Below are 20,361 nucleotides of genomic sequence, written 5' to 3'. Positions count from 1 at the left end.
GCATGGGCACCGTCTACCTGATCCGGCACGCACAGGCGTCGTTCGGCAAGAGCGACTACGACCGGCTGTCCCCCCTCGGTGAGCGGCAGGCGGTCCGGCTCGGCGAGACGCTGGCCGCGCGCGGGGTGAAACCCGATCTGGTCGTCACCGGTGCGATGCAGCGGCACGACCGGACGGCATCGCTCGCGCTGACCGCCGCCGGGCTGCCGACCGAGGTCGAGGTCGACGAGGGCTTCAACGAGTTCGACCACGACCAGGTGATCGTCGCGCACAAACCGGCGTACAAGCGCCGCGCGGTGCTGCTCGCCGACCTGGCCCGGACCGGGAACCCGGCGCGCGCGTTCCAGGAGATGTTCACCGCCGCGACCGAGCGCTGGACGCAGGGCGGCGACGGCTACACCGAGAGCTTCACCGACTTCTGCGACCGCTCCGAGTCCGCCGTACGACGAGTTGCCGCGCGGGCCGGCAAGGGGGAGACCGTGCTGGTCTTCACCTCGGGCGGGCCGATCGCGGCCGTGGTGGGCCGGCTCTGGTCCGGTGCCGACGACCTGTGGCTGCGGCTGAACCCGGTGACGATCAACACCGCGATCACGAAGGTGGTGTCCGGGCGCAGCGGGCTGACCGTGGTCAGCTACAACGAGCACGGGCACCTGGACGGTACCGACGAACTGACCTACAGATAGGGCCGCGATGCGACGCACGATCCTGATCACCGGCGCCAGCTCCGGCCTCGGCGCCGAGATGGCCCGGCAGTTCGCCGCGAAGGGCCGCGACCTGGCGCTGACCGCGCGCCGGGAGGACCGGCTGACCGCGCTGCGCGAGGAACTGCTCGCCGCGCACCCCGGCATCACCGTGCTGACCCGCAAGCTCGACGTCACCGACCACGCCCAGGTCTTCGAGGGGTTCCGCGCGCTCGACGACGAGCTCGGCGGCCTCGACCGGATCATCGTGAACGCCGGCATCGGCAAGGGCACCCCGGTCGGCACCGGCCGGTTCGACGCGAACCTCGAGACCACGATGACCAACTACGTCGCCGCGCTGGCCCAGGCCGAGGCCGCGATGGAGCTGTTCCGGGCGCGGAACGCCGGCCATCTGGTCTTCATCACGTCGGTCGCCGGGGTGCGCGGGCTGCCGCGCTCGCTGACGGCGTACGGCGCGACCAAGGCGGCGATCAGCTCGCTGGCCGAGGGGCTGCGGATGGAGCTGCTCGGCAAGCCGATCAAGGTCAGCGCGATCTGCCCGGGCTACATCAAGTCCGAGCTGAACGACCACGTGGCGAAGACACCGCTGATCGTCGAGACCGAGGTCGGGGTGCGCGCGATGGTGGCGGCGATCGAGGCCGAGAAGGGACGCGCCTACGTGCCGTCCTGGCCGTGGGAGCCGTTGGCCAGGTTCATGAAGATCGCGCCGCTGCCGGTGCTGAGGAGACTGATCTGATGCGTTGGGGACTGACCGTTCCGCTCACCGGCGTACCGCTGCGTGACCACAAGGCGCTGATCGGCGAGCTGGCCGAGCTGGGTTACACCGACCTGTGGTCCGCGGAGGTCGCGGGCGCCGATGCGTTCACGCCGCTGGTGCTGGCGTCGGAGTGGGACGACCGGCTGCGGCTCGGGACGGCCGTCGTACCGGTGCACACGCGCGGTCCGGCCGCGCTGGCGATGAGCGCGGCCGCGCTCGCCGACCTCGCGCCCGGGCGGTTCGTGCTCGGGATCGGGGCGTCGTCGGAGACCATCGTGACCGGGTGGAACGGGATCGCGTACGACCCGCCGCTGGCCCGGACGCGGGACGTGCTGCGGTTCCTGCGGCAGGCGTTCGCCGGGGAGAAGGTGGACGGCGAGTTCGAGAGCTTCACGATCCAGCGGTTCCGGCTGGAGAAGGCGCCCGGCGTACCGCCCGCGATCATGCTGGCGGCGCTGCGGCCGCAGATGCTGAAGCTGGCCAAGCGGGAGGCGGACGGCGCGATCACGAACTGGCTGTCCGCGGCCGACGTGAAGCAGGTCCGCGCCGAGCTCGGCGACGGCAAGGAGCTGGCGGCCAGGATCTTCGTCTGCGTCACCGAGGACGCCGAGATGGCGCGCAACATCGGGCGCTACCTGATCGCGACCTACCTGACCGTGCCCGGCTACTCGGCCTTCCACGACTGGCTCGGCCGCGCTGAGGCGCTCGGCCCGATGCGCGCCGCCTGGGCGGCCGGGGACCGGAACGCGGCGATGGCCGCCGTACCGGTGGACGTGATCGACGACCTGGTCGTGCACGGGTCGGCCGCCGACTGCCGGGCCAAGATCCAGGCCTACGTCGACAACGGGCTCGACACCCCGATCATCGCGACGCTGCCGACCGGCGCTGACCTGCTGGAGACCGCGCGGGCGCTCGCTAGCCCGACGTCCCCACGTTGAGCACCTGGATGCACGGCGCCGCGGTCATGTTGACGATCACGACTCCGAACGCCGTCTTGCCCTTGGTCGTCCCGCTGATCTGGTAGACGTACGACGGGTCGGAGCCGCTCAGCTCACCGACCACGAGCTTCGACGGCGGGCCGATCATCTGGCCGATCAGCTGCGGGACGAACTCCTTGGTCGCCCCGCAGGCCAGCGCGCCCGCGGCGTCGTTGCGGCCGGCGTTCAGGTGCGCGACGAAGGTCCGGGCGAGCAGCGCCGCGCGCTGCGGCTTCGACAGCGGCGGCTTGGGGCTGACCACCGGGGGCTTCACCGTGGGCTTGACGGTCGGCTTGGTGGCCGACGGTTTCACCACGGAGGGCTTGGGCGGCGACGGCTTGACCGGCGTCGGCTGCTCAGGCGTCGCGCCGACCGGTGCGTCGGTTGCCTTCGGCCCGTTCCCCCTGGCCAGGTCGTACGCGATGTACCCGGCCGCTCCCACGCACGCGACCACGACGCCGATCAGCAGCACGATGACCAGCCCGGCCCGGTTCTTCTTCGGCGGGCCGCCGTACGGTGCGTAGTTCAGCGGCGGCGGTGGCGGCGGATAGCTCACGGCTCAGTGTCGCAGTGCGTGACGGGTCAGCGGAAGATCCTTCAGCGGGCGGGCAGGCGAATCGTGAACGTCGAGCCGTGGCCGGGGCGGCTGGTCGCGCTGATCGTGCCCTGGTGGGCTTCGACCAGGTGCTTGGTGATCGCGAGGCCGAGGCCGCTGCCGCCGGTGGCGCGGGAGCGGGAGTGCTCGACGCGGTAGAAGCGGTCGAAGAGGTGCGGGAGGTGCTCGGCGGCGATCCCCGTTCCGGTGTCGGTCACGGTGAGCAGGTAGTCGTCACCGGAGCGTCGTACGCCGACGACGACGCGGCCGCCGTCGGGGGAGTAGCGGATCGCGTTGGAGACCAGGTTGCCGAGCGCCTGCCGGACGCGGGCCGAGTCGACGACCGCCGGCGCGGCTCCGTTGGTTGCCGCGGTCAACGTGATGCCCGCGGCCTCGGCCGCTGGGCGATGCGCCGCGACGACCTGCCCGGCCAGCTCGGCGAGGTCGCGCGGCGCCGGGTGCATCCGGAGCATCCCGGCGTCGGCCAGGGCGAGGTCCTGCAGGTCGGCGACCAGGTGCTCGAGCAGGCTCGTCTCCTCCAGCAGCGAGGACACCAGCTCCCGGTCGAGCGGTACGACGCCGTCCTCGGAGGCGACCAGGTAGCCCTTGATGTTGGCCAGCGGGGTGCATAGCTCGTGGGCGACGTCGCTGACCATCGCCTTGCGCTGGTGGTCGTGCCGCTGGATCGACGCGGCCATCGCGTTGAATGCGTGCCCGAGCCGGGCCACCTCGTCCTTGCCGGAGACCGGGACGCGGGCCGCGTGGTCGCCGTTCGTCATCCGCTGCGCGGCGCCGGTCAGCGCGAGGATCGGCCGGACCAGCCGGCGGCCGGTGAAGATCATCACCACGGCCGCGATCAGCAGCACGCCGAGCGCGGTGGCCGCGGTCCGGAGCAGGCCCTCGGTGGAGAACACGTTGAACGTGCTCTTCGACCCGAGGTAGAGCTTGGCCGTCGGGGCGACGTACGGCGCCAGCGCCTCCGACCGCGCGGTCGTCGTACAGTCGACGAACTGGGTGGTCAGCTGCTCGGTGCGGTCCGGCGGCAGCACAGCGCCGAGCCCGTTCTGCTGGCTCAGCTGGTAGGGCTCGCCCGCCGCCTTGAGGCAGCTCTCGGCCCGTTGCACCTCGTCCGCATTGACCTTGACCGCTTTCTCGCTCGGCGCGTACAGCCCGGGCGGCAGGCACCCGTCGGGCCGGACGGAATCGGCCGCGGTGAACGACATCACCGCGACCCCCTCCGGCGTCTTGCCGCTCTCGACCATCAGCTGCGGAGCCAGGTCGCCACCACCGGACACCGTCGCGTTCACCCCCTGCGCGCGGTAGCAGTCCGCCGCCTGCTGGGCGAGCTGCTCGCGGTCGCGCAGCTCCTGGTCGGTCAGCCCCCAGGACTTGTACGGTCCGGGCCCGGCCGCCACGGAGGCCAGCACCGGCTTCGTGACCGGAGCCATCGACCGGACCGTGACCCCGGCCACCGCCTGGGCCCGGAGCAGCCCGACGCCGCCCTGCTCGCGCGCGTCGATCGTTGCTGCCGGCACCGACGGCAGGTCCGGTGACGCCCCGAGCATCTTCGCCGAGTCGGCGATCGACGAGCCGTTCGCATCGGTCAGCGCGACCCGGCGGCCGGTCTCGTCGGCGAGCTGGTGCACGAGTTTGTCCACACCCTGCCAGGTCGCGTGGTCGGTCGCGTAGTCGCTGAGCTCGGCGTAGATCCGGGTGTCGACCTCCAGCTGCGAGAGGTTGGTGTCGATCTCGCCCTGCAACTGCTCGGACGTGCTGTACGTCGCGATCACCGCGGTGGCGATCACGGCGCCGAGCGCCACCGCCAGGGAGAGCCCGAGGAACCGGACCAGGACGCTACGACGCATCGGACGTCACCACCTTGTCGGCCAGCTTGTAGCCCACGCCGTACACGGTCTTCAGGTACTTCGGCGAGCCGGGCGCGGCCTCGATCTTCTTGCGCAGGTTCATCACGTGCACGTCGATGGTCCGGTCGAACACGTAGTGGTCGAAGCCGAACGCGTGCTCGAGCAGCTGCTGTCGCGAGAACGCCCTCCCGGGTGACGCCGCCAGGCAGGCCAGGATCTTGAACTCGGCCGGCGTGGCCTCGATCAGCTCACCGGCCAGGCGGACCTCGTGCCGGACCGGGTCGATCTCCAGCTCGCCGACCCGGTAGACCTCGCCCTCGGACCGGATCCGCGTTCGGCGCAGGACGGTCCGGACCCGGGCCACCAGCTCGCGCGGGTTGTACGGCTTGGTCAGGTAGTCGTCGGCGCCCAGATCGAGACCGAGCAGCAGGTCGTCCTCGGTCGAGCGTGCGGTGAGCATGATGATCGGGACGTCGGCGCCGTCGCCGGTGTCGGCCCGGAGGACGCGGCAGACGTCGAGGCCGTCGACCTTCGGCATCATCACGTCGAGCACGAGCAGGTCGGGCCGCCGCCGGCGCGCCTCGTCGATGGCCGCCCGCCCGTCGTGCACCACGACCGTCAGGTGACCCTCGCGCTCGAGGTAGCGCCGGATCAGCTCCGCCTGCTTCCGGTCGTCCTCGGCGACAAGAATCCGGGCTGGCATGTTCTCGACGATGACTGATCTTCATGAGAATCCGATGAAGATCGGCTGAGAGCATCTCGTGCTGATCGGTCCTTCACAGATTCTTCATCGCCGCCGGGCCACCCTCGCTGCCATGAAGAACTCACGCAAAGCACTCTCGCTGATCGCGGTCCTGGCGCTGGCCGGCTGCGGGGCCGTGAACAGCCCGGGCGCGGACAAGAAGCCGGTCGAGAGCGACGACAAGAGCCCGCTCGCGGAGTACATGGGCGAAGGCTTCAGCAGCATGGGCGGCGGCGCGGTCCGGGTCACCCGGGCCGGTGGCAACGAGTCGACCGAGGAGCAGAACGCCAAGCAGCGCAAGCTGGAGGACTCGGTCGCGGCCTGTATGAAGACCGCCGGGTTCGAGTACGTCGCCGTGCCGCCGGAGTCGAACCCGAAGTCCAAGTTCAACGACGCCTTCAACCTGCCGCCGGACAAGTTCGCCGAGCAGTACGGCTACGGGATCAGCACCATCGACTGGGGCAAACCCGACGGCGAGGCCGAGGACTCCGACCCGAACGCCAAGATCCGCAAGGCGCTCACGCCGGCCGCGCAGAAGGCCTACGACAAGGCGCTGAACGGCCAGCTGGCGACCAGCGGCGGCACGATCCAGGCGCTGCCGGCGGACGGCAAGCGGCCCGATGCCAAGGACATGGGCTGCCGCGGCAAGGCCGCCGAGGAGGTCTTCGGCAGTGGTGAGGACAAGCTCGCCGACTTCAGCAAGTTCGACTCCCTGTTCAAGGATCTGGAGGCGCTGCGCAAGCGGATCGACAGCGACCAGCGCGTCGTCGACGCGACCGCCGCCTGGACCGACTGCATGGCCGACGCCGGCCACGCCGGGTTCAAGAAGATCGAGGACGCCCGCAACCAGGTCCAGAGCAAGCTCAACGAGCTGACCGGCACGAAGGACCAGCCGACCAAGGGCGGGCCGGCGGTCGCGATCGGGATCCCGTCGCTGGACAAGGTCGACGCGGCCAAGCTGGCCGACCTCCGCAAGTTCGAGATCGAGCTGGCCAAGGCCGACCAGGGCTGCAAGACCAAGGTGTACGACGCGGCGTACAAGTCGGCCTCGCAGGAGCACGAGAAGGAGTTCGTCGCGCAGCACAAGACCGAGCTCGAGCAGTACCGCGACACGATGGCCGAGCGGTGAGCGCGTCGCCCAAGTCGCGGCGGCGGGTGCTGGTCGGGGTGTCCACGGTGGCGGCGATGTCGCTCGGGGTCGGCGTCGCCGCCGGGAGCCGGATCCAGTCGCCGGAGGACGCGGCCGCCAAGACCGCACCGCCGAAGGCGTCCCAGATCACGGTGCCGGTGGAGAAGAAGGCGCTGTCGAGCAAGGTGGTCGGCCGCGGTGACACGTCGTTCGACGGCGCGGTGAACGTCCGCGTCGAGACCAGCGGGCTGAAGACGCCCGCCGTGGTAACCGGGAAGGTCCCGGCCGTCGGGTCGACGATCAAGGAGGGCAAGGTGCTGCTGGAGATCGCCGGGCGGCCGGTGATCGGGCTGGCCGGCGTCCTGCCGATGTACCGGACGCTGAGCCCGGGCAGCCGCGGGCCGGACGTGCTGCAGCTGGAGCAGACGCTGGACCGGCTCGGGTTCGACCCGGGAACCGTCGACTCGAAGTACGACCTGGGCACGGCGCACGCGATCGAGGAGCTGTACGACGCCGCCGGGTACGAGGCACCGGAGGCCGAGGAGCAGCTGACCCACGCCGTCGACGGCGCCGACAAGGCGGTCGACCAGGCGAAGAACGCGCTCCGGCAGGCGAAGGCCGCGCTCAAGCAGGCCAAGGCGACCCCGGGCAAGAAGGACTTCACCGTCGAGCAGGGCCAGGTCGACGACGCGACCGAGAACCTCGCCGACGCCCAGGACGACCTGGAGGAGGCGGAGTTCAAGGCCGGTACGCCGTTGCCGGTGTCGGAGATCGTGTTCGTGAAGTCGCTGCCGCGGCGCGTCGACGACGTGAAGGTCGAGCGCGGCGGCGTGGTGAACGGCGTGGTGATGTCGGTCAGCGGGGCCTCGCTGGTGGTGACGGTCAAGGTCGACGCCACCACGAAGGAGCAGCTGAAGACCGGCATGGCCGCGAGCTTCGACCTCGGCGACGGCACGATCATCCAGGCGACTGTCCGGCGGATCAGCCGCAACGCCGACCAGTACGACGTGGTGGTGGCGCCGAAGTCGCTGACCGCCGCGCAGCTGGAACGGCTGCGGGAGGCGAACGTGCGGGTGACGATCCCGGTCAAGAGCACGCAGGGCAAGGTGCTCGCCGTACCGGTCGCCGCGCTGTCGGCGGGCTCGGACGGGTCGTCGCGGGTCGAGGTGCTGCGCGACGGGAAGATCGAGCTGGTGCCGGTGAAGGTGGGGCTGTCGGCGGACGGGTTCGCCGAGGTCACCGCGACCGGCGACGCCAAGCTCGCCGAGGGCGACCAGGTGGTGGTGGGCAAATGACGGCCATGGCTGTCGCGCTGCCCGCGCCGGTGGTGGAGATGATCGGCGTCCGCCGCTTCTTTCCCGGACCACCGGAGGTGCGGGCGATCAAGGGCATCGACCTCACCATCCGGGAAGGCGAGTACCTGTCGATCGTCGGTCCGTCCGGCTCCGGCAAGTCGACGCTGCTGCACCTGCTCGGCCTGCTCGACAACCCCAGCGACGGTGTCTACCGCCTCGACGGCGTCGACACCTCCAGCCTGCGCGAACGCCGACGCGCCGTCCTGCGTGGCGAGCGGATCGGCTTCGTCTTCCAGTCCTTCCATCTCCTCGATCACCGGACGGTGCTGGAGAACGTCGCGCTCTCGATGGTGTACGTCGGCGTCCCGCGCCGCGAACGGATGGCCCGCGCCCGGGTCGCGCTCGAACGCGTCGGGCTCGCGCACCGGATGGAGTTCGGCCCGCGCACGCTGTCCGGTGGTGAACGCCAGCGGGTCGCGATCGCCCGGGCCCTGGTCGCCGAACCGAGCCTCCTGCTCGCCGACGAACCCACCGGCAACCTGGACACCGCGAACGCCGAAGCCATCCTCGAGGTCTTCGACGAGCTGCACGCCGAGGGGATGACGCTCGCCGTCATCACCCACGACGACCACGTCAGCCGGCGCGCCCAGCGCCAGGTCCGCATCGTCGACGGGACCTTGCAGTGGTGACCCCCAGAACCGGCTCCCCGGATCCCGCCGGCGAGCCGTCCACGTCGCGATCCGGCTCCCGCGCCGCGTCGCTCGCCCGCCGCCTCGCCGGCCTCCGCCCCGGCCGTCTCCGTCCCGGCCTCGACCCGGTCCGCCTCCGCCCCGGCGGCCTCCGCTCCGGCGCCCCGGCACCTACTCCAAGTCGGAGGAGGCGCCTCGCGCACGGTCCCGCGCTGCGGGACCTCCTCGACGAGGCTCTCGCCGGTGTCTCCGCTCGCCCGACCCGACTCATCCTCACCACCCTCGGAACAGTGCTGGGCATTGCTGCCTTGGTCGGCACGGTCGGCCTGGGACAAACCGCTGCCGGCCAGATCACCCAGCGCTTCGACCTGGCCGCAGCCACCCGCGTCGTCGTCCAGCCCGACGACAAAGCCGAAGGCGAAGCCGCCGCCCAGCTCCCCTGGGACGCCCCGCAGCGGATCAAACGCCTCAACGGCGTCGAAGCCGCCGGCACCTTCAGCACGCTCAACACCGGCGACGACCTCGTCCGCAGCGTCGCCGGGATCGGCAAGGACGGCTACGCCCTGCAGGTGATGGCCGGCTCCGAAGGCCTCTTCGACGCCGTCCGCGCGCAGCTCCGGACCGGCCGCTTCTTCGACGCTGGGCACGACACCCGCGGCGACAAGGTCGTTGTCCTCGGCAAGCACGCCGCCGAGAAGCTCGGCATCAACCGGGTCGACTCCCAGCCCGCGGTGTTCATCGGCGACCAGGCCTACACGGTGATCGGCATCCTCGACGGCGTCTCCGGTCGCGCCGAGCTGCTCGACGGCATCGTGATGCCGAACGGCACCGCCAAGACGGCGTACGACCTGAAGGCGCCCGACGCGCTGGAGATCAAGACCCAGGTCGGCGCCGCCCAGCTGATCGCCGGTCAGGCGCCGGTCGCGATCGACCCGAACACGCCGAGCTCGCTCAAGGTCGACGCACCGCCGGTCCAGGGCGGCGTCCGGAAGGGGGTCGAGTCCGACCTGAACGCGCTGTTCCTCCTGCTCGGAGCCGTCGCGCTGCTGGTCGGCGGGCTCGGGATCGCGAACGTCACGCTGCTCTCGGTGCTCGAACGCGTCTCCGAGATCGGCCTGCGCCGGGCCCTCGGCGCCGCCCGAAGACACGTGGCCGGGCAGTTCCTGGTCGAGAGCGTGATCGTCGGGTTCCTCGGCGGCCTGCTCGGTACGGCGGTCGGTGTGCTGCTCACGATCGGGGTCTCGTGGTTCAAGGACTGGACGCCGATCCTCGACACCAGTCTGGCGTTCGGCTCGCCGCTACTCGGCGCGCTGATCGGCCTGCTCGCCGGCACCTACCCGGCCTGGAAGGCCTCCGCGATCGAGCCGATCACCGCGCTCCGCGGCGCTTGACCGGGCGTAGACCAGGGCCGTCACCAGGAACCCGAGCACGATGAAGGCAAGCACCGGGTAGGACTTCCCGTCGTCGGGCAGGATCAGCGCGCCGAGCGCGGCCGCGGACACCTGCCCGACGTTGAAGATCATGTCGTACAGCGAGAACACCCGGCCGCGGTAGACGTCGTCGACGTGGGTCTGGACGAGGGTGTCGACGCTGATCTTGACGCCCTGCGCGCAGAAGCCGGTGAGGAACCCGGCGACGAGGATCGCGGGCTGGGTGTAGAGCCCGCCGGGGAACGCCGTCACGACCGCGGCCGCGACGAACAGCACCGTGATCCAGCGCCGCAGCGTCATCACGCGGGTCGCCCACGGCGTCACCAGCGCGGCCAGGAACAGCCCGGCGCCGACCGACCCGGTCGCGAGCGCGAGCGCGCCGAACGCCTGGTCGAGCTGGTCGGGGCCGTAGAACTCGTTGCGGTAGAGCAGGATCATCGCGACCGTGACGAGGCCGAAGAAGAAGCGCAGCGACCCGATCGCGGCCAGGCCCAGCGCAGCCTGCCGGCGCTCGCGCAGGTGCCGACCGCCGTCGACGAGCCCGTTGGCGATGCTCCGAACGGCTTCGAGCACGCCGGGTTCGTCGCCGCTCAGCTCAGGCCCCAGCTGACGGCGGCCGAGCCGCAGCGCGAGCAGGGCCGCGACGAGGTAGACCGCGGACGTCGTACCGAGCACGGCCAGGTCGGAGTCGGCCAGCAGCTTCACGCCCGCTCCGGCGCCACCACCGATCAGGAAGAACGCCGTACCGGATGTCGGCGTGACCGCGTTCGCCATCACCAACTCGTCGGCGTCCACAACGTGGGGAAGACCAGCCGACAGCCCCGAGAGCAGGAACCGGTTGACCCCGAGCGTCAGCAGCACCGCCAGGTAGAACGGCGCACCCGCGTTGCCGATCGCCACGATCGCTCCGACGACCAGCACCAGCACGGCCCGCGTGACGTTCGCCCCGAACAGGATCTGCCGCCGCGACCAGCGGTCGAGCAGCACGCCGGTGAACGGTCCGAGCACGGAGTACGGCAGCAGCGCCACCGCGAACAGCCCCGCGATCGCCGCCGCGTCGGGCGCCCGCTCGGGCGAGAACAGCACGTACGACGCCAGCGCGACCTGGAACACACCGTCGCCGAACTGCGAGCTGAGCCGAACGGCGAACAGCCGCCGGAAGTCACCCCGCCGCAACAACCTGCCCAGATCGCGGATGAACTGCACGCCTGCACTGTAGTTCTACTGCGTGTGCACCAGGAGAAGGTAGGTGCGGGCGTAGCTGAGGTCGTCCTGCGGCCGCGGCCAGTCCAGCTCGGCGATCGCGGCGCTGGCGGTCTCGTGGACCTCGCCGTTGACGCGGACCTCGGCAGTCTCGGAGCCCGCGCGGCCGCCGAAGAAGACCTTGATGCCGATCAGTTGGCCGCCGGTGAGCTCGAGATCCTTGGCCAGTACCGGCGCGAGGGCCGGCGGGAGCAGGTGCTCGGCCGCCCACAGCTGGACGGCCTGGTGCTCGGCGCCGCTGCCCCAGCCGACGATGCCGCCGTGGATCAGGTGCCAGCCGGGGAAGCCGCGCGGGTCGTCGGCGGCGAAGTGACTCGCGAACGAGCCGTCCTGGACCAAGAGCTCGAAGACCGCGCTTCCCGTCGTACCGAGCCAGGTGTCGATCGCCCGCTCGACGACCGCCTCGGCCGTGTCGCCGTAGCCGGTGACGCAATCGGTGAGCGTCGTGGTGTCCGGCCGCTCCAGGTTGAGCACGAAGTTCAGGTCGAGGTGCGCCGGGTCGCCGGTGTGGTCCGCGCCGAGCGTGACGCCGACCGTGCCCGGCCCGCGCACCACGTCGCCCTCGACGCTCCACTCCCGCTTGGAGGCGGCCGCCAGCTTCCCGGCGAGCAGGTCGAGAATCACCGGGTCAGGCAGCCGCTCACTCATGCGGCGACCTTAGTACGTCGTACTCGCGCGTCAGTACGGCGTACTCACGCGCCTGCGCGAGCCGCCTGCCGGGCCCGCAGCCGGTCGCGCTGCTCGACGAACTTGGTCGCCTGCGCGTCCAGCCCGGCCATGAAGTCGCCGAGCTCGTCACGCGCCTTGGCGCCGTCGCCGCTCAGGTCGTCGCGGTCGAAGACCTTCCACATCCGCAGGATCGGTGCCACCACCTCGTCGTGGTGCAGGCGCAGGTCGTAGATGCCGGCCTTGGCGATCGTCACCGAGTTCCGGGCGAAGCCCTCCATGGTGGCGCCGGGCATCGAGAAGTCGGCGACCTCGTTGGTGACCGCCCGCATGGTCTCGTTCGGCGCCACTTCGAAGGCGGCGGCGACCAGGTTGCGGTAGAAGATCATGTGCAGGTTCTCGTCGGTCGCGATCCGGGCCAGCAGCTGGTCGGCGATCGGGTCGCCGGTCGCCTTGCCGGTGTTGCGGTGCGAGACGCGGGTGGCCAGCTCCTGGAAGCTGACGTAGGCGATCGCCTCCAGCATGTTCTTGTCGACCTCGTGGCCCGCGGTCATGTGCGCCATCCGGGCCACCTCGAGCTCGACCGGGTCGACCCCGCGGGTCACCACCAGGTAGTCGCGCAGCGCGATCCCGTGCCGGCCCTCCTCGGCGGTCCAGCGCCCGACCCATGTCCCCCAGGCGCCGTCCAGCCCGAACTGGGTCGCGATCTCGCGGTGGTACGACGGCAGGTTGTCCTCGGTGAGCAGGTTGGTGATCATCGCCACCTTCGCCACCGGATCCAGCCGCGACTGCTCCGGGTCCCAGTCCTCACCACCGAGGAACGCGAAGTCACGCCCCTCGCTCCACGGCACGTAGTCGTGCGGGTTCCAGTCCTTGGTGATCGCCAGGTGCCGCTCGAGGTTCTCCTCGACCACGGGTTCCAGCTCGTGCAGCAGGTTCGTCACCAGCTTGTCGGTCACCGAGGGCTTCCCTTCGTCGGCGGATCCCTACACCCTACGGCACCGTAAGTTACGCAACCGTAGGTTGTGCGGTAGACCACTAGGGTGACTCCTGTGGACCGCAGCGCCTTCCCGCACTTCCACCAGATCACGACGCGGTGGAAGGACAACGACGTGTACGGGCACGTCAACAACGTCGAGTACTACAGCTTCTTCGACACCGTGATCAACGAGTTCCTGATCCGGGCCGGTGGGCTGGACATCCACGCCGGGCCGGTGATCGGGCTGTGCGTGGAGTCGCAGTGCACGTTCAAGGCGCCGCTGGCCTTCCCGGACACCGTCGACGCCGGGCTGCGGGTGGCCAAGCTGGGGACGTCGAGCGTGACGTACGAGATCGGGCTGTTCCGCGGCGGCGGGGATCGTGCCGACGGTCGGTCCGCTGGGAGCGGGGACCTTGCTCGCGGCGGGTCCGCCGGAGGCGACGAGCCGGCGGCGCTCGGGCGGTTCGTGCACGTGTTCGTCGACCGGGGCGACCGGCGGCCGACGCCGTTGCCCGCCGAGCTGCGGAGTGCGTTGGAGGGGATCACCGGATGATCGTTCGCGGCGCCGTACTGCGTGAGATGGGTCTGCCTCAGCCGTACGCCGAATCCCGGCCGCTGCAGGTCGAGGAGGTCTCGCTGGCCGATCCCGGGCCGGGGGAGCTGCTCGTCCGGGTGCGCGCCGCGGGGCTGTGCCACTCCGACCTGTCGGTGATCGACGGGTCGCGCCCGCGGGTGATGCCGATGCTGCTCGGCCACGAGGCGACCGGCGAGGTGGTCCGGTCGGAGGCGGAGGGGTTCGCGCCGGGGGACACGGTCGGGTTCGCGTTCGTGCCCGCGTGTGGGGTGTGTGGTCCGTGCGCTGAAGGGCGGGCAGCCCTGTGTGAACCGGGAGCCGTGGCGAACACTGCAGGGACTTTGCTCGGTGGGTCGCAGCGCTTGGACGGCGTACATCATCATCTGGGGGTATCAGGCTTCGCCGACCACGCGGTCGTCTCCGCGCGCTCTGCGGTGAAGATCGACCCGTCGCTTCCGCCTGAGATCGCCGCGCTCTTCGGCTGCGCGGTGATGACCGGGGTCGGCGCCGTCGTCAACACCGCGCGGGTGCAGCCGGGGCAGAGCGCTGTCGTCTTCGGGCTCGGTGGCGTCGGGCTCTCCGCGCTGCTCGGCGCCGTACTGGCCGGGGCGCACCCGATCGTCGCGGTGGACGTCGTACCGGCGAAGCTCGAGCTCGCCCTCGAGCTGGGCGCCACCGCCGCAATCGATGCCCGAGGCAACGATGTCGTGGAGCAGGTGAAGGAGGCGACGGCCGGCGGCGCGCACTACGCCTTCGAGACCGTCGGCAGCGCTGCCGTCCTGACGCAGGCCTACGACGCGACCCGCCGCGGCGGCACCACGGTCACCGTCGGGCTCCCGCATCCTTCACAGCTGTTGAGCATCTCGGCCGTCTCGCTGGTCGCCGAGGAGCGCACGCTCAAAGGCTCGTACCTCGGCTCAGCTGTGCCGAGCCGCGACATCCCGCGCTACATCGCGCTGTACCTGGCGGGCCGTCTGCCCGTCGACAAGCTGCTCACCTCGACGGTCGCGTTGGACGGCCTGAACGAGGCTTTCGATCAGCTCGCGGCGGGTACGACGATCCGCCAGGTACTCGTGCTGTAGGGGTGTCTCGCTAGTTGTTGTTGATGAACGTCCGCGCGAGCTCCTGGCCGCGGGTGACGGCCAGGTTGTGGTTCTCGATCGGGTTGATGGTCGAGTTCTTGAACACGATGTAGGTGACGCCGGAGTCGGTGCCGCCGTTGCTCGGGTCGGGGTTGATGCCGAGCTGCTGCGCGGCGGCGTACGAGGCTTCGCCGATGATCTCGGTCGGGCCGGTGTCGCCGACGACGGCGTAGCTGACCTGGTTGTTGTAGATCACCGCGACCACGCCGCCGCCGGCGATGCCGAAGTTGCGGTAGTCCCAGGTGCTGCTCGGGCTCGGGACCACGACGTACGGCAGCTGCGCCGCGTTCAGCGGCTGGTCGGTCGAGGTGTGGAAGGCGGTGTCGGGGAAGAAGCAGCAGTCGGTGTTCTCGTTGCACTGGTCGGTGCGGACGCCGTCGCAGTCGATGTCCATGTCGGCCTTCCAGAACACGGCGCCGTTCTTGCCGCAGACCGGGATGGTCCGGCCGAGCTCCTGGTCGGTCTTGTAGGTGCCGTTGGAGATCTGGCTGCAGCTGGTCACCTTGGCGAGCAGCTCGGCGGCGGTCGGTGCGCCGCCGGTACCGCCGCCGGCGTCGGTGACGGTCAGCGAGTCGAGGTTCGGGCCGCCGTTCGCGGTGGTGGCGGTGGTCTTGATCGTGTGCGTGCCGGCGGTGAGCGTGGTATTGACGGTGGTGGTGGTCCAGTTCGTCCAGGCGCCGGTGCCGGGGAACTGCGGGGTGGCGACGGTGCGGCCGTCGACGGCGATCGTCATCGGCCGGTTCACCGCGGTGCCGTTGGCCGAGCGGAACGCCAGCGTGGCGTTGCCCGCGGTACCGACGTTCACGGTCAGGGTGACCGACGAACCGGTGACGTTGTCGTAGTTGACGAAGCCGGTGCCGGTGAACCCGGCGTGGTTGGACTCGACGACACCTTGGCTACGGGTGCCACTCTCGGCCTGGTACGTCGTGGTCGCGGCCGCGGCCGGCGACGACGTGGCCGCCGGCAGCCCGAGTCCGGCGGCCAGCAGTGCGAGGGCGAGCGCGAGGGGGCGGAATCTACGCATCATTCACCTCTCCAAATAGATAGGAAACCTTCCTAACCATCGAAGTGGTGCGCCGGGTCGTCAAGGGCCTGCCGGTTCCGGAACTTCCATCGGCGGCGAATGGAAGGCGGGAAAGGGTTAAATCCGGGTCAGAACCGTGTACAGCGTGGCAACCGGTGCGGCAGGCTACCCACCGTGCGGAGACGCCCACCGCACGTGAGGCAGGAACCGTCCGTGCGCCGCCCCCCTGCGCGCGACGGTCCCGAGGAGTCCCTGAGGAGGACCCCCCATGCAGAGCAGGATCCGTCGTACCGGCGCGCTCGTCGGCGCCGGAGCCGTCGTCTTCGGAGCGCTGGCCGTCGTGGCCGGCAACCAGGCCGACGCCCAGCAGAAGGTCCCGGTCGTCCCCCTCGACCAGGTGATCGGCGAGCAGCTCCAGGGCAAGGCCGCACTCGGCAAGCTCCAGCCGCGCCTGGCCGAGCTGGCCGAGCGGAACGGGATCGCCGAGCAGAAGCTCCAGCAGATCCTGGCCACCGACAAGACCAGCTGGCTGGACAAGACCGGCAAGCTCTTCTACCGCGAGCCCGCGGCGACCAAGGCCGAGCAGGTCGCGTCGGCCGTCTCGCCGCGCTGGGCCAAGAAGCCGGTCCGCTCCGCCGTGGCCGCCGGCCCCGCGTTCGAGCTGCACAGCAAGCCGGGCTCGAACCGCGTGGTCTACCTGGACTTCGACGGGCACACGATCACCGGCACCGCCTGGAACACCGGCGGCAAGCCGACCACGGTGAACGTCGCGGCGTACGACACCGACGGCAACACCAGCAACTGGAGCACCGCGGAGCAGGACGTCGTCCGCGACGTCTGGGCCCGGATCGCCGAGGACTACGCGCCGTTCGACGTCGACGTGACCACGCAGGCGCCGGCCGAGTCGGCGATCACGCGGTCGGGCACCTCCGACCAGCAGTACGGCACGCGCGTCGTGATCGACCCGGGCACCTGGTACCAGTCGGGGTGTGGCTGCGGCGGTGTCGCGTACGTCGGTGTGTACGACGAGGCGAGCCGGCACGCGTACTACCAGCCCGCACTGGTCTTCACCAAGGGCGTCGGCACCGGCGCGAAGAACATCGCCGAGGCAGCGTCGCACGAGGCCGGCCACAACATCGGCCTGAGCCACGACGGGACCGCGTCGGTCGGTTACTACCAGGGCCACGGGGCCTGGGCCACGATCATGGGCGTCGGCTACTCCAAGGCGATCAGCCAGTGGAGCAAGGGCGAGTACACCGGCGCGAACAACAAGGAGGACGACTTCGCCGTCGCCGGACAGAACGGTCTGGCGCTGCGCGCCGACGACCACGGCAACGACACCGCCTCCGCGACCACCCTCGCGGTCGGCGCCACCGTCTCCGGCGTCTACGCCAGCGACAGCGACGTCGACGTCTTCCGCCTGAGCAACCTGGCGGCCGGCCGCTACACCTTCGCCGCGAACGCCGCCGCCAGCGGCGCCGACCTGGACATCAAGCTCCAGCTCCTCAACTCGGCCGGCGCCGTCGTCGCCACCGCCGACCCGGCCTCCGGCCAGACCAACGCCAGCACCCCCACGGGTCTGAGCGCCAGCCTCACCCAGCAGTTGGCAGCCGGCACGTACTACCTGCGCGTGGACAACACCGGCTACGCCAACCCGCTCAACACCGGCTACTCCACCTACGGCAGCCGAGGCGCCTACACGGTCCGCGCCACCGCCGGCTGACCCCAACAGCCTCACCCGGTCGGGCCCCGGCCCGAGCCGTCTGACCCGGTCGGGCCGGCCCGAGCAGGCCCGACCCGGTCGAGCCGGTCCGGCCCACCCCGGTCGGGCCAACTCCAGCCGGCACACCCAGTCGGGCAGGCTCGACCAGGGCGCGCCCTGGCCGAGCCGTTCGACCGCCCAGCAGACCGACCCGGGGTGCCCTTCTTCTGGTGAAGGGGCACCCTGGGTTTCTTTCTGTTGGAACGAGGCGGAGGTGCTTCCGTGGGCGGTCACCATCGGGTGCGTTCCAGGTCGGGCGCTGCGAAGGTGGGCTGGGCCGGTGGGCGGGCGAAGGACGTCGCCAGGCGTTCCAGGTCGTGGTCGAGGGTCGTCAGCGCGGCCTGAGCAGTGGTGAGCGAGCGTTCGGCGGCGATCGCCTGAGGATGGACCTGGAGGATGTCGAGCGACTGGAAAGCAGTACGGAGCTGCGTCTCCAGCGCGTCCCGGATCTCCGGCTCCTGCTGATAGGGGACGAGCCGGGGCAGCGTGGTCGACCGGTAGAGCAGATCGGTGACCAGCGGCCACTGGCCCTCGGTCGTGTTCCGGTTGAGCAAGGTCAGCGCGGTACCGGGCGGGCTGTGGCGCCGTTGGTCCAAGTAAGCAGTCAGCGCAAGAGTCGCCGGCACATACGCCTGGTACGACGGCGAAGTGCGCACCCGATCGATCCCAGGCGCATGATGCGGGATCGACAACGCCGACAGGTACGCGTCCAGCTGCGCATGCGACCAAGCCTCGGCCACACCCTCCTCCAGCGCCTTGGCGCCCGGAGTGACGAAGGCAGCCCGCGCCGCCTCCTGCGTCGCGCCGTGCGGACCGAGGAAGTGCGACTGCTCATGCAGCAGCGTGAGCAACGCATCGCGATACCGGGCGAGTGTGGTCGAAGGCCGCGTCGCACCGGCCCGCACGTACAGGTCGTGCAGCGGCTCCAGGATGCACTCGCGGTCGAGGTGCAGCGTGCCGTCCCAGTGCGCCAGGCCGAGGATCCCGTCGGCGGCCTCGACGATCTGGCCGTTCCAGGCGGTGCGGTCGGCGCCGGACAGGTCGAGCGCGGCCTGGGCGTGCTGGGCCAGCAGCTCGGGCAGCGTGTGCGGCGTCGCGGTACGCGTCGTCCGGCCGGTGTTGTGCCGGTGCGCGGCCGACGCGAGCGGGTCGGTCATGGGCGCAGCGCCGTCGCGACGCGGACCAGGGCGTCGGCCGAGCGGTGCAGGTTGCGGCGCTCGGCCGGGTCTTCGCAGCAGTCGGCGCGGCGCCGGAGCTCGGTGACCAGCCACTCGGTGCGGGCCAGGCGGTCGCCGTACGGTTCGGGGGTGAAGTCGGTCTCCATGGGGGTCCTTCCGGACGAGGTGAGGTCTCGTCAAGGAAGGTATGGAGAAACGCCCTCAGCTCAGGGGCGACTTCAGAACCTGTGGAGAAGTCAGCGCGAGTGCTCGAGCCCGTCGGCCAGCAGCGTCAGCGGCTCGGTCATCTTCAGCAGCGTGAACCGCTCGCCCGGGTCCTCGACCCGGTCCGCCAGGGTGCGGATCTTCTTGATCGCCCGCTGCGCCAGCCTGATCCGCTCGGTGACCGGCCCGTCGGCCGCGTTCGCCTCGGCGGTCAGCGCGGACGCCTCCTGGAACGCCTTCTCGTACGCCGGTGACGCGGGCGGTGTCGCGGTCCGCCGGGCGATCTCCACCAGGTCGGTCAGCGACGCCAGGTCGGACGCGGCGTCCTCGCGCTCCGAGCGCAGCTCGACCTGCTCGGCCAGCACCGCGAGACGGCCGACCTCGGTGGCCAGTCCGTCCACGTCCAGCCGCGCGTCGAGGCACGCCTGCTGGACGGCGTCATACGCAGAGCGGAACTCGTCGTACCTCACAGTGAACAAACCTAGGGCACAACGGGCCTCCGCGGCGAGACACGAATGTCGCGCTGGTTGAACCTCTGGCGAAGAAAACCGGTCAGAACAGCGTCGGCGGCGCGGTCGGGACTGGTTCCGGCAGTGGTGCGAGCTCCGGGACCCGGGCCCGGACGTCGGCGTAGAAGCGCCGCGCGAGCTCCAGCGCGAGCACGTTGTCGGGGGTGTGGACGAAGATCGTCGGCGACCGTCCCTCGCGCAACCACTCGGCGCTCAGGTCCGCCCAACCCTGCCAGCCGGCCGCCGTCTCCTCGGGGGAGTCCCGCCCGATGTAGCGCACGATCGGCTGGTCGGTCAGCACTCTCGTACGCCGGGGAACGCGCGGCTTGTTCATCCACGCCTCCCGCTCGACCAGGCTGCCGGCCGGCTGCCCGAACAGCGTCATCGTGTCGAACGGCACCCACTCCGCGCCGCTGCGCCCGAGCACCTGCTCCAGCGACGCCGCGGCGCGCTCGTCGGTGAAGAAGTCGCGGTGCCGCACCTCCACGGCGTACCGGTGCTCGCGGGGAAGCTTGTGCATGAACGTCGCCAGCGCGCCGAGATCGCCCGGGCCGAACGAGGCCGGGAGCTGGATCCAGAACGCGTGCGCGCGCGGGCCGAGCGGCTCCAGCGCGGACAGGAACGCGGTCAGCTCGGCGTCGGCGCTGCGCAGCCGGCGTTCGTGCGTGATGGTCTTGGGCAGCTTCACCACGAAGCGGAAGTCGGGCGGAGTCTGCGCCGCCCAGTTCTCCACGGAGCTGCGCGAAGGCGTCGCGTAGAAGGTCGTGTTGCCCTCGACGGCCGTGCACCAGGACGCGTACGTGCGCAGCCGGTCCTTGGACCCGAGGTCCCAGGCCGCGTGCGTCCACATCGCGCAGCCCACATGAAGTCGCACGCCCCA

General features: G+C 70.8%; 21 protein-coding genes. 10 read left to right on the top strand and 11 right to left on the bottom strand.

Annotation, left to right across the window (positions count from 1 at the left end):
- Nucleotides 1-2 precede the first annotated feature (2 nt).
- From AB0M01_RS17395 to AB0M01_RS17385, 3 genes are read left to right on the top strand one after another with little or no spacing between them, the layout of a single operon-like run.
- Entirely contained in the window at nt 3-683 is a 681-nt protein-coding gene (locus AB0M01_RS17395) for a histidine phosphatase family protein (RefSeq protein WP_363670423.1), read from the top strand.
- A 7-nt stretch (nt 684-690) separates the two neighbouring features.
- The gene (locus AB0M01_RS17390) at nt 691-1,437 is read left to right on the top strand and encodes an SDR family oxidoreductase (protein WP_363670421.1); all 747 of its coding nucleotides are present in this window, start codon (nt 691-693) and stop codon (nt 1,435-1,437) included.
- Nucleotides 1,437-2,396, top strand: coding sequence for an LLM class F420-dependent oxidoreductase (locus tag AB0M01_RS17385; protein ID WP_363670419.1), 960 nt, complete (start codon nt 1,437-1,439; stop codon nt 2,394-2,396). Before AB0M01_RS17390 ends, AB0M01_RS17385 begins: the two co-directional genes overlap by 1 nt.
- On the opposite strand, the gene AB0M01_RS17380 is transcribed toward AB0M01_RS17385, so the two are convergent.
- The 3 genes from AB0M01_RS17380 to AB0M01_RS17370 are packed head-to-tail and all read right to left on the bottom strand — an operon-like array spanning nt 2,374 to nt 5,598.
- A complete protein-coding gene (locus AB0M01_RS17380; protein ID WP_363670417.1) occupies nt 2,374-2,991 on the bottom strand; it encodes a hypothetical protein in 618 nt (205 codons plus the stop codon). The genes AB0M01_RS17385 and AB0M01_RS17380 overlap by 23 nt on opposite strands.
- 41 nt (nt 2,992-3,032) lie before the next feature.
- Nucleotides 3,033-4,895: a HAMP domain-containing sensor histidine kinase gene (locus AB0M01_RS17375; protein ID WP_363670415.1), complete on the bottom strand. Its 1,863-nt coding sequence runs from the start codon at nt 4,893-4,895 to the stop codon at nt 3,033-3,035.
- Nucleotides 4,885-5,598: a response regulator transcription factor gene (locus AB0M01_RS17370; protein ID WP_363670413.1), complete on the bottom strand. Its 714-nt coding sequence runs from the start codon at nt 5,596-5,598 to the stop codon at nt 4,885-4,887. Before AB0M01_RS17370 ends, AB0M01_RS17375 begins: the two co-directional genes overlap by 11 nt.
- 112 nt (nt 5,599-5,710) lie before the next feature.
- On the opposite strand from AB0M01_RS17370, the gene AB0M01_RS17365 reads away from it, so the two are divergent.
- The 4 genes from AB0M01_RS17365 to AB0M01_RS17350 are packed head-to-tail and all read left to right on the top strand — an operon-like array spanning nt 5,711 to nt 10,141.
- On the top strand, nt 5,711-6,766 hold the full coding sequence (locus AB0M01_RS17365; RefSeq protein WP_363670411.1) for a hypothetical protein: 1,056 nt from the start codon (nt 5,711-5,713) through the stop codon (nt 6,764-6,766).
- Nucleotides 6,763-8,061, top strand: a complete 1,299-nt coding sequence (locus AB0M01_RS17360; protein ID WP_363670409.1) for a peptidoglycan-binding protein — start codon at nt 6,763-6,765, stop codon at nt 8,059-8,061. The genes AB0M01_RS17365 and AB0M01_RS17360 overlap by 4 nt, the downstream gene beginning before the upstream one ends.
- The gene (locus tag AB0M01_RS17355; RefSeq protein WP_363670407.1) at nt 8,058-8,750 is read left to right on the top strand and encodes an ABC transporter ATP-binding protein; all 693 of its coding nucleotides are present in this window, start codon (nt 8,058-8,060) and stop codon (nt 8,748-8,750) included. Before AB0M01_RS17360 ends, AB0M01_RS17355 begins: the two co-directional genes overlap by 4 nt.
- A complete protein-coding gene (locus tag AB0M01_RS17350) occupies nt 8,747-10,141 on the top strand; it encodes an ABC transporter permease (protein WP_363670405.1) in 1,395 nt (464 codons plus the stop codon). Before AB0M01_RS17355 ends, AB0M01_RS17350 begins: the two co-directional genes overlap by 4 nt.
- On the opposite strand, the gene AB0M01_RS17345 is transcribed toward AB0M01_RS17350, so the two are convergent.
- The 3 genes from AB0M01_RS17345 to AB0M01_RS17335 are packed head-to-tail and all read right to left on the bottom strand — an operon-like array spanning nt 10,049 to nt 13,068.
- Nucleotides 10,049-11,386, bottom strand: a complete 1,338-nt coding sequence (locus tag AB0M01_RS17345; RefSeq protein ID WP_363670403.1) for an MFS transporter — start codon at nt 11,384-11,386, stop codon at nt 10,049-10,051. The genes AB0M01_RS17350 and AB0M01_RS17345 overlap by 93 nt on opposite strands.
- A 15-nt stretch (nt 11,387-11,401) precedes the next feature.
- Entirely contained in the window at nt 11,402-12,091 is a 690-nt protein-coding gene (locus AB0M01_RS17340) for a DUF6348 family protein (RefSeq protein WP_363670401.1), read from the bottom strand.
- A 44-nt stretch (nt 12,092-12,135) separates the two neighbouring features.
- The gene (locus tag AB0M01_RS17335; protein WP_363670399.1) at nt 12,136-13,068 is read right to left on the bottom strand and encodes an acyl-ACP desaturase; all 933 of its coding nucleotides are present in this window, start codon (nt 13,066-13,068) and stop codon (nt 12,136-12,138) included.
- Between the two features lie 93 nt (nt 13,069-13,161).
- Here AB0M01_RS17335 and AB0M01_RS17330 point away from each other — a divergent pair, with 93 nt between their 5' ends.
- Both AB0M01_RS17330 and AB0M01_RS17325 read left to right on the top strand, forming a co-directional pair.
- Nucleotides 13,162-13,641, top strand: a complete 480-nt coding sequence (locus tag AB0M01_RS17330; protein ID WP_363670397.1) for a thioesterase family protein — start codon at nt 13,162-13,164, stop codon at nt 13,639-13,641.
- Nucleotides 13,638-14,744 carry a zinc-dependent alcohol dehydrogenase family protein gene (locus AB0M01_RS17325; protein WP_363670395.1) on the top strand — a complete coding sequence of 369 codons (1,107 nt, stop codon included), beginning with the start codon at nt 13,638-13,640 and terminating at the stop codon, nt 14,742-14,744. The genes AB0M01_RS17330 and AB0M01_RS17325 overlap by 4 nt, the downstream gene beginning before the upstream one ends.
- Before the next feature lie 10 nt (nt 14,745-14,754).
- Here the strand turns inward: AB0M01_RS17325 and AB0M01_RS17320 are convergent, their stop codons facing one another.
- Nucleotides 14,755-15,831, bottom strand: a complete 1,077-nt coding sequence (locus tag AB0M01_RS17320; RefSeq protein WP_363670393.1) for a glycoside hydrolase family 75 protein — start codon at nt 15,829-15,831, stop codon at nt 14,755-14,757.
- A 265-nt stretch (nt 15,832-16,096) separates the two neighbouring features.
- Between AB0M01_RS17320 and AB0M01_RS17315 the strand changes: the two genes are divergently transcribed.
- Nucleotides 16,097-17,551, top strand: coding sequence for a zinc-dependent metalloprotease family protein (locus tag AB0M01_RS17315; protein ID WP_363670391.1), 1,455 nt, complete (start codon nt 16,097-16,099; stop codon nt 17,549-17,551).
- 269 nt (nt 17,552-17,820) lie between these two features.
- Here the strand turns inward: AB0M01_RS17315 and AB0M01_RS17310 are convergent, their stop codons facing one another.
- The 4 genes from AB0M01_RS17310 to AB0M01_RS17295 all read right to left on the bottom strand — a co-directional run bounded on the left by AB0M01_RS17310 (nt 17,821) and on the right by AB0M01_RS17295 (nt 20,355).
- Nucleotides 17,821-18,747, bottom strand: coding sequence for a hypothetical protein (locus tag AB0M01_RS17310; protein WP_363670389.1), 927 nt, complete (start codon nt 18,745-18,747; stop codon nt 17,821-17,823).
- Entirely contained in the window at nt 18,744-18,914 is a 171-nt protein-coding gene (locus AB0M01_RS17305) for a hypothetical protein (protein ID WP_363670387.1), read from the bottom strand. The genes AB0M01_RS17310 and AB0M01_RS17305 overlap by 4 nt, the downstream gene beginning before the upstream one ends.
- 90 nt (nt 18,915-19,004) lie before the next feature.
- Nucleotides 19,005-19,442 (bottom strand): hypothetical protein, encoded by a 438-nt coding sequence (locus tag AB0M01_RS17300; RefSeq protein WP_363670385.1) that lies wholly within the window; start codon nt 19,440-19,442, stop codon nt 19,005-19,007.
- A gap of 82 nt (nt 19,443-19,524) precedes the next feature.
- The gene (locus AB0M01_RS17295) at nt 19,525-20,355 is read right to left on the bottom strand and encodes a DUF72 domain-containing protein (protein WP_363670383.1); all 831 of its coding nucleotides are present in this window, start codon (nt 20,353-20,355) and stop codon (nt 19,525-19,527) included.
- Between the last annotated feature and the right edge of the window lie 6 nt (nt 20,356-20,361).

The organism is Kribbella sp. NPDC051770 (assembly GCF_040681455.1).
Lineage (GTDB): Bacteria > Actinomycetota > Actinomycetes > Propionibacteriales > Kribbellaceae > Kribbella.
This window is presented reverse-complemented; position numbering and strand designations above follow the sequence as displayed.